The organism is Cellulomonas sp. PhB143 (genome assembly GCF_003752595.1).
In the GTDB taxonomy this organism is placed as follows: domain Bacteria; phylum Actinomycetota; class Actinomycetes; order Actinomycetales; family Cellulomonadaceae; genus Paraoerskovia.
The window spans coordinates 354043-375136 of record NZ_RKIJ01000011.1; the positions used below are offsets into that span (position 1 = coordinate 354043).

The following is a 21094-nucleotide window of genomic DNA, read 5'->3' on the forward strand; positions in this document are numbered from 1 at the left end:
GAATCCGGGGGCCGAGCTCGACGTCTCGGCGGGCGGCGCGCGGCTCAGCTCCAGAAGCCGTCGTGCACCGCGGCGGCCTCCTCCTCGAGGAGGGGGCCGACGACGGTGACGTGGCGCTGGCCGCGGGCGAAGACCTCTCGGCACGGCAGGGCGAACGTCGGGTTCTCCGGGTTGTCGCCGGTCAGGCCGAGGAGGCGCTCCTCCGACAGCGCGTAGACGACCCGTCCGATCCCTGTCCAGTAGACCGCTCCGGCGCACATCGCGCACGGCTCGGCACTCGTGTAGAGGGTGGCCCGGGCCAGCTGGGCGGAGCTGAGGGTGCGAGCGGCCGCGGCGACCGCGGCAGTCTCGGCGTGCTGCGTCGGGTCGCCCGCCGGGGGGAGGGAGTTGTTCCCCCGTTCGGCGACGACGATGCCGTCGCCGTCCACGACGATCGCGCCGAACGGGTGCCGGCCCTCCGCCCGCGACGTCTCTGCGACCCGCATCGCCCGGCGCAGCAGGTCGAGCTCGTGGGCCGTCAGGTCGTCGGCCTCGCCGCTCCGCGGTCCGGGGATGCCCTGCGTCGCTCGATCCTCGCGGTTGAGAGCGAGGTTCAGGAGGACGGCGGCGATCGCGCCGAGGAAGATCCCGCTCTGCAGCACCAGCGCCACGGGGCCGTCGTACTGTGCGAAGAGCTCGGGCATCGCCATCGGCAGCACGCCGACGCTGACCGACACCGCGACCACGAGCGCGTTGTTCGTGCCCGTGTAGCGCACCCTCGCCAGCTCCTGGATGCCGGCCGCCGTCGTCATCCCGAACATCACGATCGCCCCGCCGCCGAGGACGGCCGGAGGCACGGCCGCGACGAGCGCACCGACCTTGGGGAAGAGCCCGAGGGCGATCATCACGCCGCCGCCCGCCGCGACGACGAACCGGGACCGGACCGCGGTCATCGCGATGAGTCCCGTGTTCTGGCTGAACGCGTTCAGCGGGAAGCCGTTGAGGAACCCGCCGACGAGGGTCGAGAGCCCGTCCGCCCGGAAGGCTGCCCCGAGGCGACGCGGGGTGATGGGGGAGCCCGTGATGGTGCCGATGGCGAGGACGTTCCCTGTGGTCTCCGCGAGGATCACCAGCATCGCCAGCGACATGACGAGCACCGAGGCCAGGTCCAGGTGCGGCGCGCCGAAGGCGAGCGGGCTCGCGACACCGAACCAGCCGGCGTCGGCGACGTGGGAGAAGTCCGTCGCGCCTGCGACGGCGGCGACGCCGGTGCCGACGACGAGGGCCACGAGGACCGCGAGGCTGCGCACCAGCCCGCGGCCGAAGGCGTGCAGGACGACGGTCACGACGACGGTGAGCAGGCCGAGGAGAAGGTTGCGCAGCGAGCCGAAGTCGTCGCTGCCCTGGCCGCCCCCGAGCCAGCCGGCGGCGGCAGGCATCAGCGAGATGCCGACCACCGTGATGAGGACGCCGATGACGACGGGCGGGAAGAACCGCACGAGCCGGCTCATGAAGGGCGCGACGGCGATCGTCACGGCCCCGGCGGCGATCACCGACCCGAAGACGGTGGTGAGCCCGTGCTCCTGCCCGATGAGCAGCATGGGCGAGAGCGCGATGAAGGATGCGCCCTGCACGAGGGGCAGCCGCGCGCCGAAGCGCCACAGGCCCAGGGTCTGGACGAGCGTCGCCGCCCCGCCCACGAGCAGGTTGGCGTTCAGCAGGAGCACCGTCTGTCCGGCAGACAGCCCGAGCGCCTGGGCGAGCACGAGCGGGACGGCGACGACACCGGCGTACATCACGAGCACGTGCTGCAGCCCGAGGGTCAGCGTCCTGCCGAGAGGCAGGCGCTCGTCGACCGGGTCACGCCCCGGCGGGCTGTCGGGTGTGCGCCGGACGTCGGGAGCGGAGACGGGCGGGATGCGGGTGGAAGTCATGATGAGTCCCGTGGTTCGAGGGCCGTGAGCCCGTGGCGGGCGTCGCGGTGCGGGCGACGTCCCCGGACGCTATGGCCGGAGCCTCCGATAGCCCTAAGCACCTCCCATCGTCATTTCCGATATGTTGCGCCCATGCGCATCACCCTCGAACGTCTCGAGTGCTTCGTCGCGGCCGCCCGGGCCGGATCGTTCTCCGCAGCGGCGCGCCACCTCGGCAAGAGCCAGTCCACCGTCTCGGCCGCGGTCGCCAACCTGGAGATCGACGTCGGTGTCGACCTCTTCGACCGCTCGACGCGGAGCCCGACGCTCACCGAGGCCGGGGTACGGCTGCTGGTCGAGGCGGAGGCGGTCGTCGAGCGTGGTGCGGGCTTCGAGCGGCACGCCGACGCGCTCGCACTGCGCGAGGCCACGTCGGTCACCGTCAGCGTGGACGTCCCGACGCGGATCCTCGCGCCGGTCTTCGTGGAGCTCGCGAAGGTGTTCCCGTACACGAACCTGACCATCCACGACCCCCACGAGACCTCGGCGGCGCACGCGGTGGCGTCGGGGGCTGCCGCCCTGGGTGTGGCGTTCGCGCAGCCCGACTACCCCGGTACCGTCGCGTTCCGTCAGCTCGGCAAGCTGATCCTCGTGCACGTCGTCCACCGCGACCACCCGCTGGCGGCCTCGCCGACGGTCGATTTCGCGGACCTGCGCACGCACCGGCGGCTGGTGGTCCGGGGTCAGGCGGAGGCACAGCCCACCACCGAGTACCTGCGCACGGCGCAGACCTGGCAGGTCGCCGGTCACGCCTCGCTCGTGCAGCTCGCCACGGCGGGTCTCGGCTGGGCGACCCTGCCCCGCCAGTACATCCTCGAGGAGCTCGCGCGGGGCGACCTCGTCGAGCTCGAGCTCGCGGCCTACCCGCACACCGACTGGCTCGTCGGCGTCGACCTGCTCGTGCCCCGCGACCGTGCTCCCTCCTTGCCCGAGGCATGGCTCCAACGGCGCCTGGCGCGCTTCCGCGTCTCTGAGCGTGACCGGTTGGGCAACCACACCGCGCCGCTGGACACGGGAAGGTCCCACGCGTGGACAGGGGCGCCGGGACGAGGGCACGCCGCGGTCCGTGGGCCGGCGGCCGACTAGCATGGACGGGTGACTTCTGCGCCCGAGACCTCTGCCGACCCGGTACGCACCTCCGCGAACCTCGCCGACCTCACGACGCTCCGCGTCGGCGGGCCGGCCGACAGGTACGTCGAGACGTCCACCGAGGCCGAGCTCGTCGAGACGGTCCGCGCCGCCGACGACGCCGGTGTGCCGCTCCTCGTGGTCGGCGGCGGGTCCAACCTCCTGGTCGCCGACGAGGGCTTCGGCGGCCTGGTGGTCCGGGACGTCCGCACGGGGATCAGTGTCGACGCGCAGGACTCGTGCGGCGGCGCCAGCCTCCACGCGCCGGCCGGCCAGGACTGGGACGCGCTCGTCGCGCAGTCGGTGCAGCAGGAGTGGGTCGGCGTCGAGGCGCTGTCCGGGATCCCGGGAACCCTCGGGGCCGCGCCCGTGCAGAACATCGGCGCCTACGGCCAGGAGGTCTCGGGCGTCGTCGCGTCGGTCCGGACGTGGGACAGGCACGAGCGCCGCGTGCGGACGCTCTCCGTGGGCGAGCTCGGCTTCGCGTACCGGTCGTCGGTCCTCAAGGAGAGCATGCGGCAGGTGGCCGACGGCGGGCCGTGGTTCCCGACGCCCCGCTACGTCGTCCTCGACGTGGCGCTGCAGATGCGCCTCGGCTCGCTCTCCGCCCCCGTGGCGTACCCCGAGCTCGCGCGCACGCTCGGCGTCCAGGTCGGAGAGCGGGCGCCCGGCCGGGACGTGCGCGCCGCCGTGCTCGAGCTGCGCGGACGCAAGGGCATGCTCCTCGACGCCGGTCCCGAGCCTGAGCACGACCGGTGGAGCGCCGGCTCGTTCTTCACGAACCCGGTGATCCGCGCCGAGGACGGCGACCTGCTGCCCGACGACGCCCCGCGCTATCCGGTGCGCTCCTCGCGCCCGGCATCGACGACGGGCCCGAGCCTGGGCGAGATCGACCCCTCGCTCGTCAAGACCTCGGCGGCGTGGCTCATCGAACACGCCGGGTTCTCCAAGGGGTGGGGCGTGCACGGGGAGAACAGCGTGGCGCGCCTGTCCTCGCGGCACACGCTGGCCGTGACGAACCGGGGCGGTGCGACCGCGCAGGACGTGCTCGCGCTCGCGCGCGCGGTGCGCGACGGCGTGCTCGACGCCTTCGGGGTCGCGCTCGAGCCCGAGCCGGTCCTGGTGGGCCTGACCCTCTAGCTCGCGCCGTCGGCGCTCAGTACACGAGGACGCTCGTACCCACCGGAGCGCCCCAGCGGTCCCAGACGTAGTCCATGGCGCCGTTCGAGACGCGCACGCACCCGTGCGAGGCCGGGTAGGGCGGGATCGATCCCGAGCCGTGCAGCGCGATGCCGCCGGTGAAGTACTTCGGGCGGTACATGGAGCCCAGCTCCAGGGTCGACTCGTGCATCGCGTCGATCTGGCGGTACACCGCGAACGTGCCCCGCGGCGTGCGCGCGCGGTAGGTGGCGCCCTGCGTCTCGAACGTCTCGCCCGAGCCGGAGGAGGCGTTGAGGATCCGGCGGACCGCTCCGTCGTCGACCAGGAGCACGAGCTGGCGGTCGAGGTCGATCTCGACGACGTGGCCCGACGAGCTGTGCGCCTTCGGCCGGACGCCGCGGTCGAGCGCCGCCTGGGTCGCGGGGCCCACGACGCCGTCGCGTGCGAGCCCCGCGGCCTTCTGGAACGCCCAGACCGCCTGCGTCGTGCCGTTGCCGAAGCTGCCGTCGACAGCGGTACCCCAGTAGCCCAGGTCGACGAGCCGCTGCTGGAGCGCCGTGACGTCCGCACCGGCGTCGCCGGCTCGTAGGACGCCGTCGTCGGGCTCCTCGGTCGGTTCCGCGGAGGGGCTCGCGGTGGCGCGCGGTGACGGCGCGGGCGACGGCTTCACGGACGGGGACGGTGCGGGCTCGTCGGTGGTTCTCGGGGTCGGCGTGGGTGCGGGCGTGGCTCTCGCGCTCGGCGTGGGTCTCGGGGTCGGCGTGGGCGTCGGCGGGGAGGTCGGCTCCGGAGACGGGGAGGCGGCCTCCGCGGTGGACGACGACGTCGCGGCCGTGGGCGACGGGGTCCCGGGATCCGGGGTGCCGGTGCCGGTCAGGCCGCACCCTGCGAGCAGCAGGGCTGCGACGAGCGCGGCCGAGGGCACGCCCAGCCGGGCGCGGTGCGCGCGGGCGTGGTGCTGCGAGTCGTCGCGGGGCACGGGAGCCTCCTCCGTCCGTCCGGGGCCACAGCGTAGGCCGGGACGCCCCCGGCCTCGCGCGGGCAGGCGTGTCGAGACCGAGCCGTGACCAGCCGTGACCAGCCGTGACCAGCCGTGACCAGCCGTGACCAGCCGTGACCAGAGCGACCGGCGACCGGGGAGCCGTTCCGTCGCGTCAGGCGGAGGGCTGTCCGCCCGGTGTCGCGTCGTCCCGCCCGGGAGCCGCGTCCCGCGCCCGGTCCGTCACCCGGCGACGGGCGAGTGCCCGGGCGCCGAGCACCGCGGCGACGACCAGGAGCGCCACCACGCCGAGCCCGACCAGGACGATCACGACCAGCGCGGCGAGCGCCGCCCCGGCGCTCACGGCGCGTCCTCCGACCCCGCGACCGCCTCCGCCTCGAGCGCCGCCAGCACGGCGCGCAGGATCTGCTCGTCCGGGGTGCCGGACTCCCGCGCGCCCGCGACGAACCGCTCCGCGGAGGTGCGCAGGCCCACGTCGGCCGCCACCGCGGACGGTGCCACGACGGTCCCCGCGCGGCTGCGGGTGACGACGGCGCCGCGGGACTCGAGCTCCCGGTAGGCACGGGCGACCGTCCCCGGCGCCACACCGAGCCGCCCGGCGAGCGAGCGGACGGTGGGCAGCCGGTCTCCCGGAGCGAGCGTCCCGGCCGCCACGTGCGCGAGGACCTGGTCGCGGACCTGCTCGTACGGCGAGCCGGTGCCGTCGGCGTCGATCGCGATCGGCAGCTCGGTCACGGGAACCTCCGGGGGACGGGCTCGGGGCGTCGGGCCGCGGCGGGGTCCGACGGTGCCGGCGTGGTCGCGGGTGCGGCGAGCCAGTCGTCCACCCGGTCGAGGAGCCGCCTGCGGGTGGGCTCCCCGGCTCGGCTCGCCCGGATCGACGCTCGCGCGAGGTCGGCGAGACCGTCGTCCGAGAAGCCGTGCACGTGGCGCGCCGTCTCGTACTGGGCGACGAGGCGAGAACCGAAGAGCAGGGGGTCGTCCGCGCCGAGCGCGACCGTCGCCCCGGCGGCGACGAGCTGAGGGAGCGGGACCCGCGCGGCGTCGTCGTACACCCCGAGCGAGACGTTCGACGCGGGGCACACCTCCAGGGCGACGCCGCGCCCGACGAGCTCGTCGAGGAGGTCGGGGTCCTCCGCGGAACGGACGCCGTGACCGAGCCGGTCGGGCGCGAGCGTGGTCAGGACCTGGCGCACGTGCACCGACCCGAGCAGCTCGCCCCCGTGGGGGACGGAGGCCAGGCCCGCGTCCCGGGCGATCGCGAAGGCGCGGGCGAACTCGGCCGTGTCCCCGCGGCGCTCGTCGTTGCTCAGCCCGAACCCCACCACCTCGCCCGGCCCGTCACCGGCGTACTGCGCCGCCAGGCGCGCGAGCACGCGGGCGTCCAGCGGGTGCCGCATCCGGGAGGCGGCCACCACGACAGCCACCTCCGTCCCGTGGGTCGCGCTGGCCTTGCGGGCGGCGTCGAGGACGATCTCCACGGCGGGCGTGATCCCCCCGACGAACGGGGCGTAGGAGGTGGGGTCGACCTGGATCTCCAGGCGGCCGGAGCCCTCGGCGGCATCGTCCGCCGCCGCCTCGTCGACGATCCGGCGCATGTCCGCCTCGGAGCGCACGCACGCCCGCGCCGCGTCGTACAGGCGCTGGAACCGGAACCATCCGCGCTCCGTCGGCGGGAGGCGCAGCGGGTCGCCGTCGAGGAGGGCGCCCGGCAGCCGGGTGCCGTACCGCGCCGCGAGCTCGCGCAGCGTGCCGGCGCGCATCGATCCCGTGAAGTGCAGGTGCAGGTGGGCCTTCGGGAGCGTGGTGAGGTCGCGCACCCGTGCATCCTTGCACCCCCGGTGGTCGCCGTCCCGGCACGCGCGCCCGTCGCCGGCGCGTGCCCACCGCCCGCGCCGAGGCGGTTCGACCCGGAGGCGTGCGTCGCGTACAGTTGTCCCTCGGTGGTTGACGTCCACCATGATCGAGCGCGCCCCGGCTGGGCGCGACGGGGCGCGGCAAGGACGTCGATCTCGAAGGGTAGTGGCGCAATTGGTAGCGCAGCGGTCTCCAAAACCGCAGGTTGCAGGTTCGAGTCCTGTCTACCCTGCTCGGCGCGAGCTCTCGTCCCACGGCATCCTCGTCGCGGTCCGGTGGCGAGCGTCATCCGGAGCGGCCGGTTCCGCGAGGCGCCGTCCGGTCCCGCACGACGACCTGTCCGCGTCACCGAGTGGGGATGAGCAGTGAGCGAATCGACGTCCGGCGCCATCGGCACCGGAGACGCCGGCGCAGGCGCGCCGCGCGGTCACGGTGACTCCCGTCCGGGATTCTTCGGGCGCATCGCCCTGTTCGTGCGCCAGGTGGTCGCCGAGCTCGGCAAGGTCGTCGCACCGACCCGGTCCGAGCTCGGGACGTACATCGCCGTGGTGCTGGTCTTCCTCGTGGTCATGATGGGCTTCATCACCGCCCTGGACTACGGCATCGGACGGCTCACGCTCCTCGTCTTCGGGGACTAGCGCCCCGTACCGGCGGTCGCGCCCCGGTCGTGCCGGCCCGCAGCACGCGGGCGGGTCGCTCACGTCTCAACAGCAGGTCAACGTCGAGAAAGCAGGTCGTTCGTGTCCCAGGATTCGCTGGACCAGTCGGAGAACCTCGAGCCCGGCGCCGAGGGCGCTCCGGCCGTGTCCGACGCGCCCGAGCAGGCCGGGGACGAACAGGTCTCCGACGAGCAGGCCGTCGAGGAGCCGCAGGCCGCGGCCGACCCCTCCGAGGAGGAGGTCGCCGCGGACGACGACGCCGCGCAGGAGCCGGCGCCCGTCGACCCGGCCGAGGAGTTCCGTCGCGAGCTGCGCATGCAGCCGGGCGACTGGTACGTCATCCACTCGTACGCGGGCTACGAGAACCGCGTGAAGGTCAACCTCGAGAACCGGACGCAGTCCCTCAACATGGAGGACTACATCTTCCAGGTCGAGGTGCCGATGGAAGAGGTCGCCGAGTACAAGAACGCGCAGAAGAAGATCGTCCGTCGCGTCCGCATCCCCGGCTACGTCCTGGTCCGCATGGACCTGACCGACGAGTCGTGGGGCGCCGTCCGGCACACGCCGGGCGTCACCGGTTTCGTGGGGCACACCCACCAGCCGGTCCCGCTGACGCTGGACGAGGTCTTCTCGATGCTCGCGCCGGTCTTCGAGGAGGCGCCCGTCGCCGGGCAGCCCGCCACGAAGGCCCGGGCGCCGATGGAGGTCGACTTCGAGGTCGGCGAGTCCGTCACCGTCACCGACGGCCCCTTCGAGACGCTGGACGCGACGATCTCCGAGATCAACGCCGACACCCAGAAGCTCAAGGTGCTCGTCTCCATCTTCGGCCGGGAGACCCCGGTCGAGCTGTCGTTCGACCAGGTCACCAAGATCTGAGCGGTTCGCCCCGCACCGACAGCGCTGCAACCGGGTCATCGCCCACGGCGTCGGCCCACCACTCAAGAGCAAGGAAACAGACATGCCCCCCAAGAAGAAGGTCTCCGGGCTGATCAAGCTCCAGATCAAGGCCGGCGCCGCGACGCCCGCCCCGCCGATCGGCCCCGCGCTGGGTCAGCACGGCGTGAACATCATGGAGTTCTGCAAGGCCTACAACGCCGCGACGGAGTCGCAGCGCGGCAACGTCGTGCCGGTCGAGATCACGGTGTACGAGGACCGCTCGTTCACGTTCATCACCAAGACGCCGCCGGCCGCCGAGCTGATCAAGCAGGCCGCCGGGGTCGACAAGGGCTCTGCGACGCCGCACACCGTCAAGGTCGCCAAGATCACGGGCGAGCAGGTCCGTGCCATCGCCACGACCAAGATGGAGGACCTCAACGCCAACGACGTCGAGGCCGCCGCGAAGATCATCGCCGGGACCGCGCGCTCGATGGGCATCACCGTCGAGGGCTGAGCCCCGCACCCGTAGGACCCGCCCGGCACCTGCCGGGCGGCCAGTGGCAGGGTCCGCGCGGACCCGACGACCACGACTGCTCACACGAAGGAGAAGCAGATGGCAACGCGCAGCAAGGCCTACCGGGCCGCCGCCGAGAAGATCGACACCGACCGCCTGTACGAGCCCCTCGAGGCCGTGCGCCTGGCGAAGGACATCGCCTCGACGAAGTACGACTCGACCGTCGAGGTGGCGTTCCGCCTCGGCGTCGACCCCCGCAAGGCGGACCAGATGGTCCGTGGCACCGTCAACCTGCCGAACGGCACGGGCAAGACCGCCCGCGTCATCGTCTTCGCCAACGGTGAGAAGGCCGAGCAGGCCCTCGCCGCCGGGGCCGACGAGGTCGGCGGCGACGACCTGATCGCCAAGGTCGCGGCCGGGTACACCGACTTCGACTCCGCGGTCGCCACGCCCGACCTCATGGGCAAGGTCGGCCGTCTCGGAAAGGTGCTCGGCCCCCGTGGGCTCATGCCGAACCCGAAGACCGGCACCGTGACCATGGACGTCACGAAGGCCGTCAACGACATCAAGGGCGGGAAGATCGAGTTCCGCGTCGACAAGCACGCCAACCTGCAGTTCATCATCGGCAAGGTCTCGTTCACCGAGAAGCAGCTGGTGGAGAACTACGGCGCCGCGATCGACGAGGTCCTGCGTCTGAAGCCGTCCTCGTCGAAGGGCCGCTACATCACGAAGGCGACGCTCGCGACGACGATGGGCCCGGGCATCCCGCTCGACCAGTCGAAGACCACCAAGCTGCTCGGCGAGGACTCCTGACCGGAGCTCCTCGGCCGTACGGCCGCAGCACGAGGCCCGTCACCCGTCAGGGTGGCGGGCCTCGCGCGTTCCCGGGGCGCGCGGGATGTATCAGGACGCCACCGGCCGGCTCCCTCCTGCTGAGCGACCGTGCGCGGGGCACGGCCGCCGACGCGCGGGGAGGGTGGTTCCGATGGTCAGACCTGGCCCGACGTCGGGGACGGCCCTACGATCGTCTGGTCCACCGATCCGGCCGTGCCGCCGCTCTCCGAGGGGGTCCGAGCCAGCCATGACCGAGCGTGCCGACGACCGGCCGAGCGCACCCCCCGCGGGCGAGTCGCTCGGCGACCGTGCCGCGCTCGCGCTGCTCGAGTACCGCGAGGGGCGCAGCCAGCGCCTGGCCGACCTCGTCCACGAGGCGACGCCGCTGCTGTGGCACACCGCGCGGTCGCAGGGTGTGCCGCGGGACCTGGCGGACGACGTCGTCCAGTCGACCTGGGCTGCGCTGGTGCGGCACGTGGACACGATCGACGAGCCCAAGGCCGTGCTGAGCTGGCTCCTCGTCACGACCCGGCGCGCGTCCTGGGACGTGGTCCGGCGCTACCGCGCGCAGACGCGCCTGACGACGGAGCTGCCCGACGACGCGACGGACACCAGCCGGGCGATCGTCTCGCCGCACCCCGGACCGGAGGAGCTGGCGCTGCGCACCGACCGCGACCGCGCGCTGTGGGCGGCCGTGGGCGAGCTCTCCGAGCGCTGCCGCATCCTGCTGAGGCTCGTCGCCCAGGCCGACCGGCCCGACTACCGCGCGATCTCCGAGGCAGTGGGGATGCCCGTCGGGAGCATCGGGGCGACGCGCGGCCGGTGCCTCGCGAAGCTGCGCACGGTCCTCGAGCGCGAGACCCCCGGGGAGGTGGGCTCATGACCCTCGACCACGATCCGCAGGAGCCGATGGACGACGTCGACGAGCAGCTGCTGGCCGACCTCGCGAGGCTCTACGCCGCCGTGGACCCGGTGCCCGAGGGGCTCGCGCTCCGGTCGCTGTTCACGGCGACCCTCGCCGGCCTCGAGTCCGAGGTGCTGGAGCTGGTCGACGCGCCGGCCGCGCTCGCGACCGTCCGCGGGGAGGCGCCCGTGGAAGCCCGGACGATCACCTTCACCTCCGAGTCGGCGACCATCATGATCACGCTCTCGCCCGACGACGGCGGGGTGCGCGTGGACGGGTGGGTCGCCCCCGCCGGCGAGCTCCAGGTGGAGCTGCGCTCGCCCGGCGAGGTCCGGCGCACCACGACGGACCACGACGGGCGGTTCGTCCTCACCCGGACGGGGCGCGGCCCGGCGAGCCTCGTCGTGCGGCGGCCGGACGGCACCGCCGTGAGCTCTCCCGTGATCGAGATCTGAGGACGACGATGACCGACGCGAACGACGGCCGCGGGCCCGGGCACCGGCACCGCCTCGGCGACACCCCGCAGAGCCTGCAGTGGCGCACCCGGGCCCTGGACCCCGTGCGGGCCGGTCGCGGACGGGACGAGGGCTCTCCGCACCCCACCTGGTACGTGGGCGACCGGCTGCTCGTCGCCGCCGAGCCGCCGGAGCGGGACGACGGACCGGACGAGCCGGACGAGCCCGGCGAGGCGCGCGGGTCCGGCGAGCGGCAGGGGTGGCCCGGCGCCCCCGACGGAGGCGAGGGGGGCGGGGGCTCGCCCCGCTGGCTGCGACGCCTGCGCCGTGCGGCGCGCGCGGCGGGCTACGTCGTGACGGTCGAGACGGAGAGCCACGAGGACCTCGCGCTGGTGCGGCGCGCCGTCGACGAGCTGGGCCTGCCGCCCGAGGTGGGCGCCGATCTCGCCCGGGTGTTCGGCACGGCGGTGACGCTCGGTCGCGCGGAGGGCACGGCGGGGCAGCTCCCGGACGGCTGGGAGGTCGTGCAGCGGCTGCGCGCGGCGCTCGGCCCGGACGACGACGCGCCGCGGGTCTCGCTGGACCACGTCATCGTCCCGTCCGGCGGGTCGATCGGCGGCCAGCCGGTCCAGCAGCCGAGCGCGTTCGCCGACTCCTCGCCCTTCGTGCACGCGAACCCGATGGTGCAGGGCATGCCGATGGTCCAGGGGATGCCCATGGTCCAGGGCATGCCGATGGTCCAGGGGATGCCCTACGGCGGGATCGGGGAGTACGCGGCGCAGGGTTCCGGCGGCAGGCAGCCCGTCGCGTGGGTCGGCCCGGCGCCGCACCGGGCGGTCGGGCCCGGGCCGGACGCCTTCACCGGCCCGGAGGGCGAGCGCCGGCCGCTCGTCGCGCTGATGGACACCGGCGTGGGCAAGCACCCGTGGTTCGCGCAGGAGCGCGGGTGCGGGACGGTCGTGCTGCGCGACCCGACGGTGCTCGGCGCCCCCGTCGGCCTGTGCCCGGTCCCCGAGTACGACTACCAGGACCCGGAGATCGGCGGCGTCTCCGTGGCGCCGCTGACCGGCCCGCTGGACCCCGTCGCCGGCCACGGCACGTTCATGGCCGGCCTGGTCCACCAGATCTGCCCCGACGCGGTCGTCCTCGCCCCGCGCGTCTACGGGGGCTCGGGCGTGGTCCCCGAGCGGGACCTGCTGCGCTCGCTGCGCAGGCTCCTGCTGTGGCACGTCCTCGGCCTCACGGGTGCCGCCGGCTACGCGCCGGTCGACGTGGCGGTCCTCTCGCTGGGCTACTACCACGAGCGGCCCGAGGACGCGGACCTCGACGGGCCGCTCGGCACGGTGCTCGCCGCGCTGCGGCGGTACGGCGTCCTGGTCGTCGTGTCCTCGGGCAACGACGGCCAGACGCGCGAGTCGTATCCGGCGGCCTTCGCGCCGCGGGTCGACCGCCGGTCCGTCCCGCCGAGGGCGCTCGACCCCGACGAGCTGCGCTGGGACCAGCCGCCGGTGCTGACGGTCGGGGCGCTGAACCCCGACGGCACCACGGCGCTGTTCTCGAACGACGGGCCCTGGGTGACCTGCACGCGCCCCGGCGCGTCGCTCGTCAGCACCGCCCCCGTCACCATGGACGGTGCGGTCGCCCCGTCGAGGAGCGTGCGCGAGCTCTGGTCCCACGGTCGGCGCGAGACCATCGACCCGGAGGGCTTCCAGGGCGGCTTCGCGATCTGGAGCGGGACGTCGTTCGCCGCGCCGGTCCTCGCGGGGGAGCTCGCCGCGCTCCTCGCGGGGCGAGGGGCTCCGCCGGCGTCGGCGGGCCTGGAGGGCACCGGGGCGCCGGGGCGCTGCGTGCGGCTCTGGTCCGCCGTCGAGCAGGCGACGGGCCTGCGGCCTTCGGGAGCGCCGCAGCGCCCGTGAGCGGTGCCCGCACCGCCGGGGCGGCGGGCCGCATCGAGACTACGGTGGGGACGTGGCGACCACCCTCGAGCGCGTCCGGACGCTGTACGAGCGCGCCCACGACGTCGACGCCGCGGGCCGGCCCGCGGCGGCCGCCCGCGCCTACCGAGCGGCCGGGGCTGCGCTCGACGACGTCGTCGCCTCCGCGGGGGCGACGGACGCGGCCGAGGCGCAGCGGCTGCGGGTACGCATCCTGCTGGGCGTCGCCTACGTCCGCTACGAGCTCGGTGGCGGTCTGGCCGGCGCGCTGGAGGTCCTCGACCAGGCGCGCGTCGCCGCACGCGACGACGCGCGGCTCCGCATGGCCACGCTCGCCCAGGAGGGGCTGCTGCGGCTCCGCGCCGGGGACGTCGGCGCCGCCATCGCCGCCTTCGACGAGGCGGTTCCCGACGCCGCGGAGGTCACCCGGGACGCCGCCGTCATCCTGCTCAACCGGGGCGTGCTGCGCATGGAGACCGGGGACCTCGCGCGCGCCGAGGCGGACCTGCGCGGCTGCGCCGACCGGGCCGAGCGGATCGACGAGCGGATCGTCCGGTCGAAGGCCCTGCACAACCTGGGGTTCCTCGAGTACCTGCGCGGGGAGCTGCCGTCCGCGCTCCGGTCGATGGACGAGGCCGCCCAGGTGGTCACCGAGCGGCCCGACGCCGTCGCGCAGCTCGACCGGGCCCGCGTGCTGTACGAGGCCGGGCTGCTCACCGAGGCGGTGGACCGGCTCGACGACGCGGCAGCGATCCTGCGCGCGAACGGCGCGAGCGTCGACCTCGCGCAGGCGCGGCTCGACGGCGCCCGGTGCGCGCTCGAGCTCGGCCGCCCCGACCGTGCCCTGGAGCTGGCGCACGCCGCCCGCGACGGGTTCCGGCGCCAGGGCAACGAGCCGTGGCAGCTGCGCGCCGAGCTGGTGGTGCACCAGTCGCGGTTCTCGGCGCTCGGGCTGACGGCGAGCGCGGCGCGGTACGCGACGGCCGGGCGGCACGCCGCGGGCCTGGCGCGGCGTGCCGGGGAGCACGGTGGCCTCGCGTCGTCGGTGGTGGCCCCGGCGCTGCTGCTCCAGGCAGAGTCGCTGGCACGGTCCGGGAACGCGCGCGAGGCCGCCGAGGTCCTCGGGCGGGCGGACGTGAGCGGGCGGGGCGTGCCGCTCTCGCTGCGCATCCAGCACGAGGCGGTGTGCGCTCTCGTGCACTTCGCCGCGGCGGACCGCCGCCGGGGGCTGGCCGCCGTCCGGCGCGGGCAGCGCATGCTCGCGACGCAGCGCGCCCGCCTCGGGACGACCGACTCGGTGACCGCGGCGGCCGTGCACGGCGTGCGGCTCGGCAACATCGACGTCGCGGCGGGGCTCGGGACAGGACGGGCCGACGTGGCGTTCGACGCCGTCGAGCGCGGGCGGGCGACGTTCGCGGGCGCGGGGCGCGTCTCGGCGCCGGACGACGCGGGACCGGCGGCGGCGCTGACCCGCGCGCGCGAGCTCATCGAGAGGGCGCGCGGCCTCGGTGTGTCGGGCACGTCGGCGGCCGAGCGGGAGGATCTGCTGCGGCGGGCGCGGGCGCTCCAGGACGAGGTGCGCGCGCGGTCGTGGCGGACGGACGGGGCGTCACGGGTGCCGGTGCCGATGACCGCGCGCGGGCTGCGGGCGGTCCTCGACGAGGACACCACGGTGGTGAGCCTCGTCGAGGCGGACGGTCGGCTCGTGGCGCTGCGGGTGGAGCGCGGGGGAGCGCGCCGCGTCGACCTCGGGCCGCTGGACTTGCTCCTCGAGGACGTCCGTCGGGCGCGGGCGGACCTGCTCGCGCTCTCGGCGGGGACCGCGCCGGCGGCCCTGCTGGCGTCGGTGCGCGCCTCGGCGCGGCGGACGCTGGACCGGCTCGACCGTGCGGTGCTGGCGCCGCTGCGCGTCGAGGGGCGGCTGCACGTCGTCGCCCGTCGGCACCTGCTCACCGTGCCGTGGGGGATGCTCACCTCCCGCGCGGGTCGGGCCACGAGCGTCGACTCCTGGGTCGCGGTGCGGCCCCGGACGGCGGTGCGGGGGAGGCCGGCCTCCGCCGCGGTGATCGCCGGGCCGGGCCTGGACCATGCGGACGCCGAGGTGGCGGCGGTGGCCGCCGTCTGGCCCGGCGCGCGCGTGCTCGCCGGCGAGGACGCGACGTGCGACGCCGCGCGTGCGCTCGTCTCGGGGACGGACGTCGTGCACCTCGCGGCGCACGGGACGCACGAGCCGGACAACCCGCTGTTCTCCTCGGTGCGGCTCGCCGACGGTCCGCTGTTCGCCCACGAGCTCGAGACCGCGGACCTCGAGGGAGCCACCGTGGTGCTGTCCGCGTGCGAGGTCGGCCGGACGACGACGCGCGCGGGAGGGGAGCCCCTGGGGCTGACGAGCGTCCTGCTGCGGCACGGGGTGCGTGCGGTCGTCGCGGCCGTCGCGCCGCTGCGCGACGACCTCGCCGCGGCGGTGATGCCCGTGCTGCACGCGCACCTGCGTGCCGGGACCGCCCCCGCGGGCGCGCTCGCGGCGGCGGTCGCGAGCGTCGACGAGCCGGTGCCTCTCGTGGCTTTCGGGCCTCTCGAGGTCGGGCCGGCCGCGCGGGACTGACGGGCGGGCCCGACGGGCAGGGCCGACGGGCGCGTCGCGCGTTTGGAGCCCGTCGCCCGATGCCGTACGCTGTCCGGGTACCCAAGACCGCCGGTCGCTCGACCGTGCCCGCAGCCGTACGGCTGGTGAGCACGTGAGGGCCGAAGTCCCGCAGAGCGCGGAGACCAGCGCAGGTGAAGTTCACGAGGTCGCGCCCGTCAGGGTCGCCGCCGCCGAGAGCCCCGCCTGCGCGGGGCTCTTTTCTCGTTCCGGGGACGGATCTCGAGAGGCTCCCGCCTCCCGTGGCCGGTGGCACCACCACTGGAAGGATTGCCATGGCGAGGCCGGACAAGGCAGCCGCAGTCGCAGAGCTCTCGGACAGGTTCCGCGAGTCGAACGCTGCCGTGCTGACCGAGTACCGCGGGCTCACCGTCGCACAGCTCAAGGAGCTGCGCCGGTCGCTCGGCGGCAACGCAAGCTACGCCGTGGTGAAGAACACGCTGACGTCCATCGCGGCCAAGGAGGCGGGTGTCGAGGGCTTCGACGCCGAGCTCCAGGGTCCTTCGGCGATCGCCTTCGTGACCGGTGACCCGGTCGAGGCGGCCAAGGGCCTGCGTGACTTCGCCAAGGCGAACCCTGCACTGGTCATCAAGGGTGGTGTCCTCGACGGACGCCCGATGACCTCTGCGGAGATCACCAAGCTCGCGGACCTCGAGTCCCGCGAGGTCCTGCTGGCCAAGCTGGCCGGCGCGCTCAAGGGGAAGCTGTACCAGGCGGCCTACCTGTTCACCGCGCCCACGGCCCAGGCCGCGCGCGCGATCGATGCCCTGCGTCAGAAGCAGGAGTCGGAGGGCGTCGCAGCCTGACCGCGCCGGGGCCCTGCCCCGGGACGGCCGAGCGACGCTCGCTTGCACCCACTGATCCACCCCCTGCTTCGTGCGGGCCCGGGACCGGGCCGACGACCAGCACCAACCGAAAGGAACGCCATCATGGCGAAGCTCAGCAACGACGAGCTGCTCGACGCTTTCAAGGAGCTCACCCTCATCGAGCTCTCCGAGTTCGTGAAGGCCTTCGAGGAGACCTTCGACGTCACCGCCGCCGCCCCCGTGGCCGCTGCCGCCCCGGCCGCTGCCGGTGGTGGCGCCGCTGCCGAGGCCGAGGAGGAGAAGGACGAGTTCGACGTCATCCTCGAGTCGGTCGGCGACAAGAAGATCCAGGTCATCAAGGAGGTGCGCGCCCTCACGAGCCTCGGCCTGAAGGAGGCCAAGGACCTCGTCGACGGTGCCCCGAAGCCGGTCCTCGAGGCCGCCAACAAGGAGACCGCGGAGAAGGCCAAGGCTGCCCTCGAGGGCGCCGGCGCCACCGTCACGCTCAAGTGATCCACGCGGTCCCGCTCGCGGGACCGCGGACCGGTCACGACGAGGCCCCCACCCGGTCGGGTGGGGGCCTCGTCGCGTCCGGAGGGTGCACGGCCGCGGGTCGCTGCGTCGGTGAGGTGCCGGCGGCTGCCGCAGCACCGGGGTGGACGCGACTGTCAGGAACCGGTATGCTAACGCTTTGCGCTGCCCTGTGCCCACGGTCTCAGATATCCCTCCTCCTCCTGCCGACGTACGTGCGCGTCGGCCGGACGGGGACGAGGACGGGGACCTTGCCTCGCCCGGGCGGTCGCAGAGTGCTCTCAACTGCAGGGAAGGACCCCCCTTGGCTGCCTCGCGCACCCCTTCTGCTCCGTCCGCCGACGCCATCGCGAACCGTACCGCGTCGCGTCGCGTCTCCTTCGCCAAGATCCACGAGCCGCTCGAGGTCCCGGACCTCCTGGGCCTCCAGACCGAGAGCTTCGACTGGCTCCTCGGCAACCCCGCCTGGCGTGCGCGGGTCGAGGCCGCGAACGCCTCCGGCCGCCAGGACACCCCGACCAAGTCGGGCCTGGAGGAGATCTTCGAGGAGCTCTCCCCGATCGAGGACTTCGGCTCGACGATGTCCCTGTCCTTCGCCAACCACCGCTTCGAGCCTCCGAAGTACACGGCCGAGGAGTGCAAGGAGAAGGACTTCACCTACGCCGCGCCGCTCTTCGTGACCGCGGAGTTCGTGAACTACACCACCGGCGAGATCAAGAGCCAGACCGTCTTCATGGGCGACTTCCCGCTCATGACCTCGCGTGGCACGTTCATCATCAACGGCACCGAGCGCGTCGTCGTCTCCCAGCTCGTGCGCTCCCCGGGCGTGTACTTCGAGCGCGTCGCGGACAAGACGAGCGACAAGGACATCTTCTCGGCGAAGATCATCCCCTCGCGCGGCGCCTGGCTCGAGTTCGAGATCGACAAGCGCGACGCCGTGGGCGTGCGTGTCGACCGTAAGCGCAAGCAGCCGGTGACCGTCCTGCTCAAGGCGCTCGGCCTGACCGAGTCGCAGATCCGCGAGGAGTTCGCGGAGTTCCCGGCGATCCTCGACACCCTCGAGAAGGACCACGTCCACACCGAGGAGGAGGCGCTCGTCGACCTCTACCGCAAGATCCGTCCGGGCGAGCCGCCGACGGTCGAGGCGGGTCGCTCGCTGCTGGACAACTTCTACTTCAACTCCAAGCGCTACGACCTCGCCAAGGTCGGCCGCTACAAGGCGAACAAGAAGCTCGGCGTCGACGCCGCGATCGACGACTCGACCCTCTCGGTCGGCGACATCGTCGCGACGATCAAGTACCTCGCGTCGCTGCACGCGGACAAGCAGACGATGGCCGGCACCCGGAACGGCGAGGCCGTCGAGGTCCGCGTCGAGACCGACGACATCGACCACTTCGGCAACCGTCGCATCCGCGCGGTCGGCGAGCTCATCCAGAACCAGGTCCGCACCGGCCTGTCCCGGATGGAGCGCGTCGTGCGCGAGCGCATGACGACGCAGGACGTCGAGGCGATCACCCCGCAGACCCTGATCAACATCCGCCCCGTGGTGGCGTCGATCAAGGAGTTCTTCGGCACGTCGCAGAGCTCGCAGTTCATGGACCAGAACAACCCGCTCGCGGGTCTGACGCACAAGCGTCGCCTGTCCGCGCTCGGCCCGGGCGGCCTGTCCCGCGACCGCGCCGGCATGGAGGTCCGTGACGTCCACCCGTCGCACTACGGCCGCATGTGCCCGATCGAGACCCCTGAGGGCCCGAACATCGGCCTGATCGGCTCGCTCGCGACGTACGGGCGCATCAACCCGTTCGGCTTCATCGAGACCCCGTACCGCAAGGTCGTCGAGGGCAAGGTGACCGACGACCTGCACTACCTGACCGCCGACGACGAGGACCGTTACGTCATCGCCCAGGCGAACCAGGCGCTGGCCGAGGACGGGTCGTTCGTCGAGGAGCGCGTGCTCGTGCGCACCAAGGGCGGAGAGGTCGACATCATCCCGGGCACCGCCGTGGACTTCATGGACGTCTCGCCGCGCCAGATGGTCTCCGTGGGCACGGCGCTGATCCCGTTCCTGGAGCACGACGACGCGAACCGTGCCCTCATGGGCGCGAACATGCAGCGCCAGGCGGTGCCGCTGGTCCGCTCGGAGGCTCCGCTCGTCGGCACCGGCATGGAGCGTCGTGCCGCGATCGACGCCGGCGACGTCATCGTCGCGGAGAAGGCGGGCGTCGTCACCGAGGTCTCGGCCGACCTGATCACGATCGCCAACGACGACGCGACCACCTCGACGCACCGCGTCGCGAAGTTCCGCCGTTCCAACCAGGGCACGAGCTACAACCAGCGCGTGATCGTCGACGAGGGCGCCCGGGTCGAGCCCGGCTCGGTGCTCGCGGACGGTCCGGCGACGGACGAGGGCGACCTGTCCCTCGGCCGCAACCTGCTGGTGGCGTTCATGTCCTGGGAGGGTCACAACTACGAGGACGCGATCATCCTCAGCCAGCGACTGGTGCAGGACGACGTCCTCTCCTCGATCCACATCGAGGAGCACGAGGTCGACGCCCGCGACACGAAGCTCGGCCCGGAGGAGATCACGCGGGACATCCCGAACGTCTCCGAGGACGTCCTGGCCGACCTGGACGAGCGCGGCGTGATCCGCATCGGTGCCGAGGTCGGCGCCGGCGACGTGCTCGTCGGCAAGGTCACGCCGAAGGGCGAGACCGAGCTGACCCCGGAGGAGCGCCTCCTGCGCGCGATCTTCGGCGAGAAGGCGCGCGAGGTGCGCGACACCTCGCTCAAGGTGCCCCACGGCGAGTCGGGCACGGTCATCGGGATCCGCGAGTTCAACCGCGAGGACGGCGACGAGCTGCCCGCCGGCGTGAACCAGCTGGTCCGGGTCTACATCGCCCAGCGGCGCAAGATCACCGACGGCGACAAGCTGGCCGGACGCCACGGCAACAAGGGCGTCATCTCGAAGATCCTGCCGATCGAGGACATGCCGTTCCTGCCGGACGGCACCCCGGTCGACATCATCCTCAACCCGCTCGGCGTCCCCGGCCGCATGAACGTCGGCCAGGTCCTCGAGACCCACCTCGGGTGGATCGCGAAGCAGGGCTGGGACATCTCCCTGGCGGACGGCTCCGACGGCGCCGACCTGTCGTGGAAGGACAACGTCCCCGAGATCGCGGCGACGTCGGAGCCGGGCCGCCCGGTCGCGACGCCGGTGTTCGACGGCCTGCAGGAGGACGCGCTCTCGGGCCTGTTCACCGCGACGCTGCCGAACCGCGACGGCGAGCGCATGCTCGGCGGCGACGGCAAGGCCCGTCTCTTCGACGGCCGCTCCGGCGAGCCGTTCCCGGAGCCGGTGTCCGTGGGCTACATGTACGTCCTCAAGCTCCACCACCTGGTCGACGACAAGATCCACGCGCGCTCGACCGGGCCGTACTCGATGATCACGCAGCAGCCGCTGGGTGGTAAGGCGCAGTTCGGTGGCCAGCGGTTCGGCGAGATGGAGGTGTGGGCGCTCGAGGCGTACGGCGCCGCGTACACGCTCCAGGAGCTCCTGACCATCAAGTCGGACGACGTCCCGGGCCGCGTGAAGGTCTACGAGGCGATCGTCAAGGGTGAGAACATCCCGGACTCGGGGATCCCGGAGTCCTTCAAGGTCCTCCTCAAGGAGATGCAGTCGCTCTGCCTGAACGTCGAGGTCCTCTCGAGCGACGGCACGCAGATCGAGATGCGCGAGTCGGACGACGAGGTGTACCGCGCCGCCGAGGAGCTCGGCATCGACCTGTCGCGCCGCCCGAACGCGGCGTCCAGCATCGACGAGATCTGACCTCGGGAGCACC

18 protein-coding genes and 1 tRNA gene are annotated in these 21094 nt (G+C 73.6%); 14 read left to right on the plus strand and 5 right to left on the minus strand.

The features are described from left to right. Nucleotides 1–44: 44 nt before the first annotated feature. On the minus strand, nt 45–1913 hold the full coding sequence (locus tag EDF32_RS14865; protein ID WP_123307955.1) for a solute carrier family 23 protein: 1869 nt from the start codon (nt 1911–1913) through the stop codon (nt 45–47). 132 nt (nt 1914–2045) lie between these two features. Here EDF32_RS14865 and EDF32_RS07850 point away from each other — a divergent pair, with 132 nt between their 5' ends. Together EDF32_RS07850 and EDF32_RS07855 are read left to right on the plus strand one after the other, a co-directional pair. Further along, the gene (locus EDF32_RS07850) at nt 2046–3038 is read left to right on the plus strand and encodes a LysR family transcriptional regulator (protein ID WP_123307956.1); all 993 of its coding nucleotides are present in this window, start codon (nt 2046–2048) and stop codon (nt 3036–3038) included. Between the two features lie 9 nt (nt 3039–3047). Then, on the plus strand, nt 3048–4220 hold the full coding sequence (locus EDF32_RS07855; protein WP_123307957.1) for a UDP-N-acetylmuramate dehydrogenase: 1173 nt from the start codon (nt 3048–3050) through the stop codon (nt 4218–4220). A 16-nt stretch (nt 4221–4236) separates the two neighbouring features. Here EDF32_RS07855 and EDF32_RS07860 read toward each other — a convergent pair whose 3' ends face one another. From EDF32_RS07860 to EDF32_RS07875, 4 genes are all read right to left on the minus strand, one after another. Then, nucleotides 4237–5220 (minus strand): peptidoglycan-binding protein, encoded by a 984-nt coding sequence (locus EDF32_RS07860; RefSeq protein ID WP_233565791.1) that lies wholly within the window; start codon nt 5218–5220, stop codon nt 4237–4239. Nucleotides 5221–5395: 175 nt separating this feature from the next. Beyond that, nucleotides 5396–5584, minus strand: coding sequence for a hypothetical protein (locus EDF32_RS07865; RefSeq protein WP_123307958.1), 189 nt, complete (start codon nt 5582–5584; stop codon nt 5396–5398). Continuing rightward, complete coding sequence (locus EDF32_RS07870) at nt 5581–5976, minus strand: GntR family transcriptional regulator (RefSeq protein ID WP_233565792.1); 396 nt, start codon at nt 5974–5976, stop codon at nt 5581–5583. The genes EDF32_RS07865 and EDF32_RS07870 overlap by 4 nt, the downstream gene beginning before the upstream one ends. Continuing rightward, the gene (locus tag EDF32_RS07875) at nt 5973–7061 is read right to left on the minus strand and encodes an adenosine deaminase (RefSeq protein WP_123307959.1); all 1089 of its coding nucleotides are present in this window, start codon (nt 7059–7061) and stop codon (nt 5973–5975) included. Before EDF32_RS07875 ends, EDF32_RS07870 begins: the two co-directional genes overlap by 4 nt. Before the next feature lie 196 nt (nt 7062–7257). Between EDF32_RS07875 and EDF32_RS07880 the strand changes: the two genes are divergently transcribed. From EDF32_RS07880 to rpoB, 12 genes are all read left to right on the plus strand, one after another. Next, nucleotides 7258–7330 (plus strand) — tRNA-Trp (locus tag EDF32_RS07880). A 133-nt stretch (nt 7331–7463) separates the two neighbouring features. Continuing rightward, complete coding sequence (gene secE / locus EDF32_RS07885; protein ID WP_123307960.1) at nt 7464–7736, plus strand: preprotein translocase subunit SecE; 273 nt, start codon at nt 7464–7466, stop codon at nt 7734–7736. Nucleotides 7737–7838: 102 nt separating this feature from the next. Beyond that, nucleotides 7839–8633 (plus strand): transcription termination/antitermination protein NusG, encoded by a 795-nt coding sequence (gene nusG / locus EDF32_RS07890; protein WP_123307961.1) that lies wholly within the window; start codon nt 7839–7841, stop codon nt 8631–8633. 82 nt (nt 8634–8715) lie between these two features. Beyond that, the gene (rplK, locus tag EDF32_RS07895) at nt 8716–9147 is read left to right on the plus strand and encodes a 50S ribosomal protein L11 (RefSeq protein WP_123307962.1); all 432 of its coding nucleotides are present in this window, start codon (nt 8716–8718) and stop codon (nt 9145–9147) included. A 99-nt stretch (nt 9148–9246) separates the two neighbouring features. After that, nucleotides 9247–9960, plus strand: coding sequence for a 50S ribosomal protein L1 (gene rplA / locus EDF32_RS07900; protein WP_123307963.1), 714 nt, complete (start codon nt 9247–9249; stop codon nt 9958–9960). Nucleotides 9961–10228: 268 nt separating this feature from the next. Then, on the plus strand, nt 10229–10864 hold the full coding sequence (locus tag EDF32_RS07905; protein WP_233565793.1) for an RNA polymerase sigma factor: 636 nt from the start codon (nt 10229–10231) through the stop codon (nt 10862–10864). Further along, nucleotides 10861–11340 carry a hypothetical protein gene (locus tag EDF32_RS07910; protein WP_123307965.1) on the plus strand — a complete coding sequence of 160 codons (480 nt, stop codon included), beginning with the start codon at nt 10861–10863 and terminating at the stop codon, nt 11338–11340. The genes EDF32_RS07905 and EDF32_RS07910 overlap by 4 nt, the downstream gene beginning before the upstream one ends. A gap of 8 nt (nt 11341–11348) precedes the next feature. Then, nucleotides 11349–13256, plus strand: a complete 1908-nt coding sequence (locus EDF32_RS07915) for a S8/S53 family peptidase (protein ID WP_123307966.1) — start codon at nt 11349–11351, stop codon at nt 13254–13256. Between the two features lie 52 nt (nt 13257–13308). Continuing rightward, a complete protein-coding gene (locus tag EDF32_RS07920; protein ID WP_123307967.1) occupies nt 13309–15879 on the plus strand; it encodes a CHAT domain-containing protein in 2571 nt (856 codons plus the stop codon). A 314-nt stretch (nt 15880–16193) separates the two neighbouring features. Further along, a complete protein-coding gene (gene rplJ / locus EDF32_RS07925) occupies nt 16194–16724 on the plus strand; it encodes a 50S ribosomal protein L10 (RefSeq protein WP_123307968.1) in 531 nt (176 codons plus the stop codon). A 123-nt stretch (nt 16725–16847) separates the two neighbouring features. Further along, nucleotides 16848–17237, plus strand: a complete 390-nt coding sequence (gene rplL, locus EDF32_RS07930; RefSeq protein WP_123307969.1) for a 50S ribosomal protein L7/L12 — start codon at nt 16848–16850, stop codon at nt 17235–17237. Between the two features lie 322 nt (nt 17238–17559). Next, the gene (rpoB, locus tag EDF32_RS07935; RefSeq protein ID WP_123307970.1) at nt 17560–21081 is read left to right on the plus strand and encodes a DNA-directed RNA polymerase subunit beta; all 3522 of its coding nucleotides are present in this window, start codon (nt 17560–17562) and stop codon (nt 21079–21081) included. Nucleotides 21082–21094 lie beyond the last annotated feature (13 nt).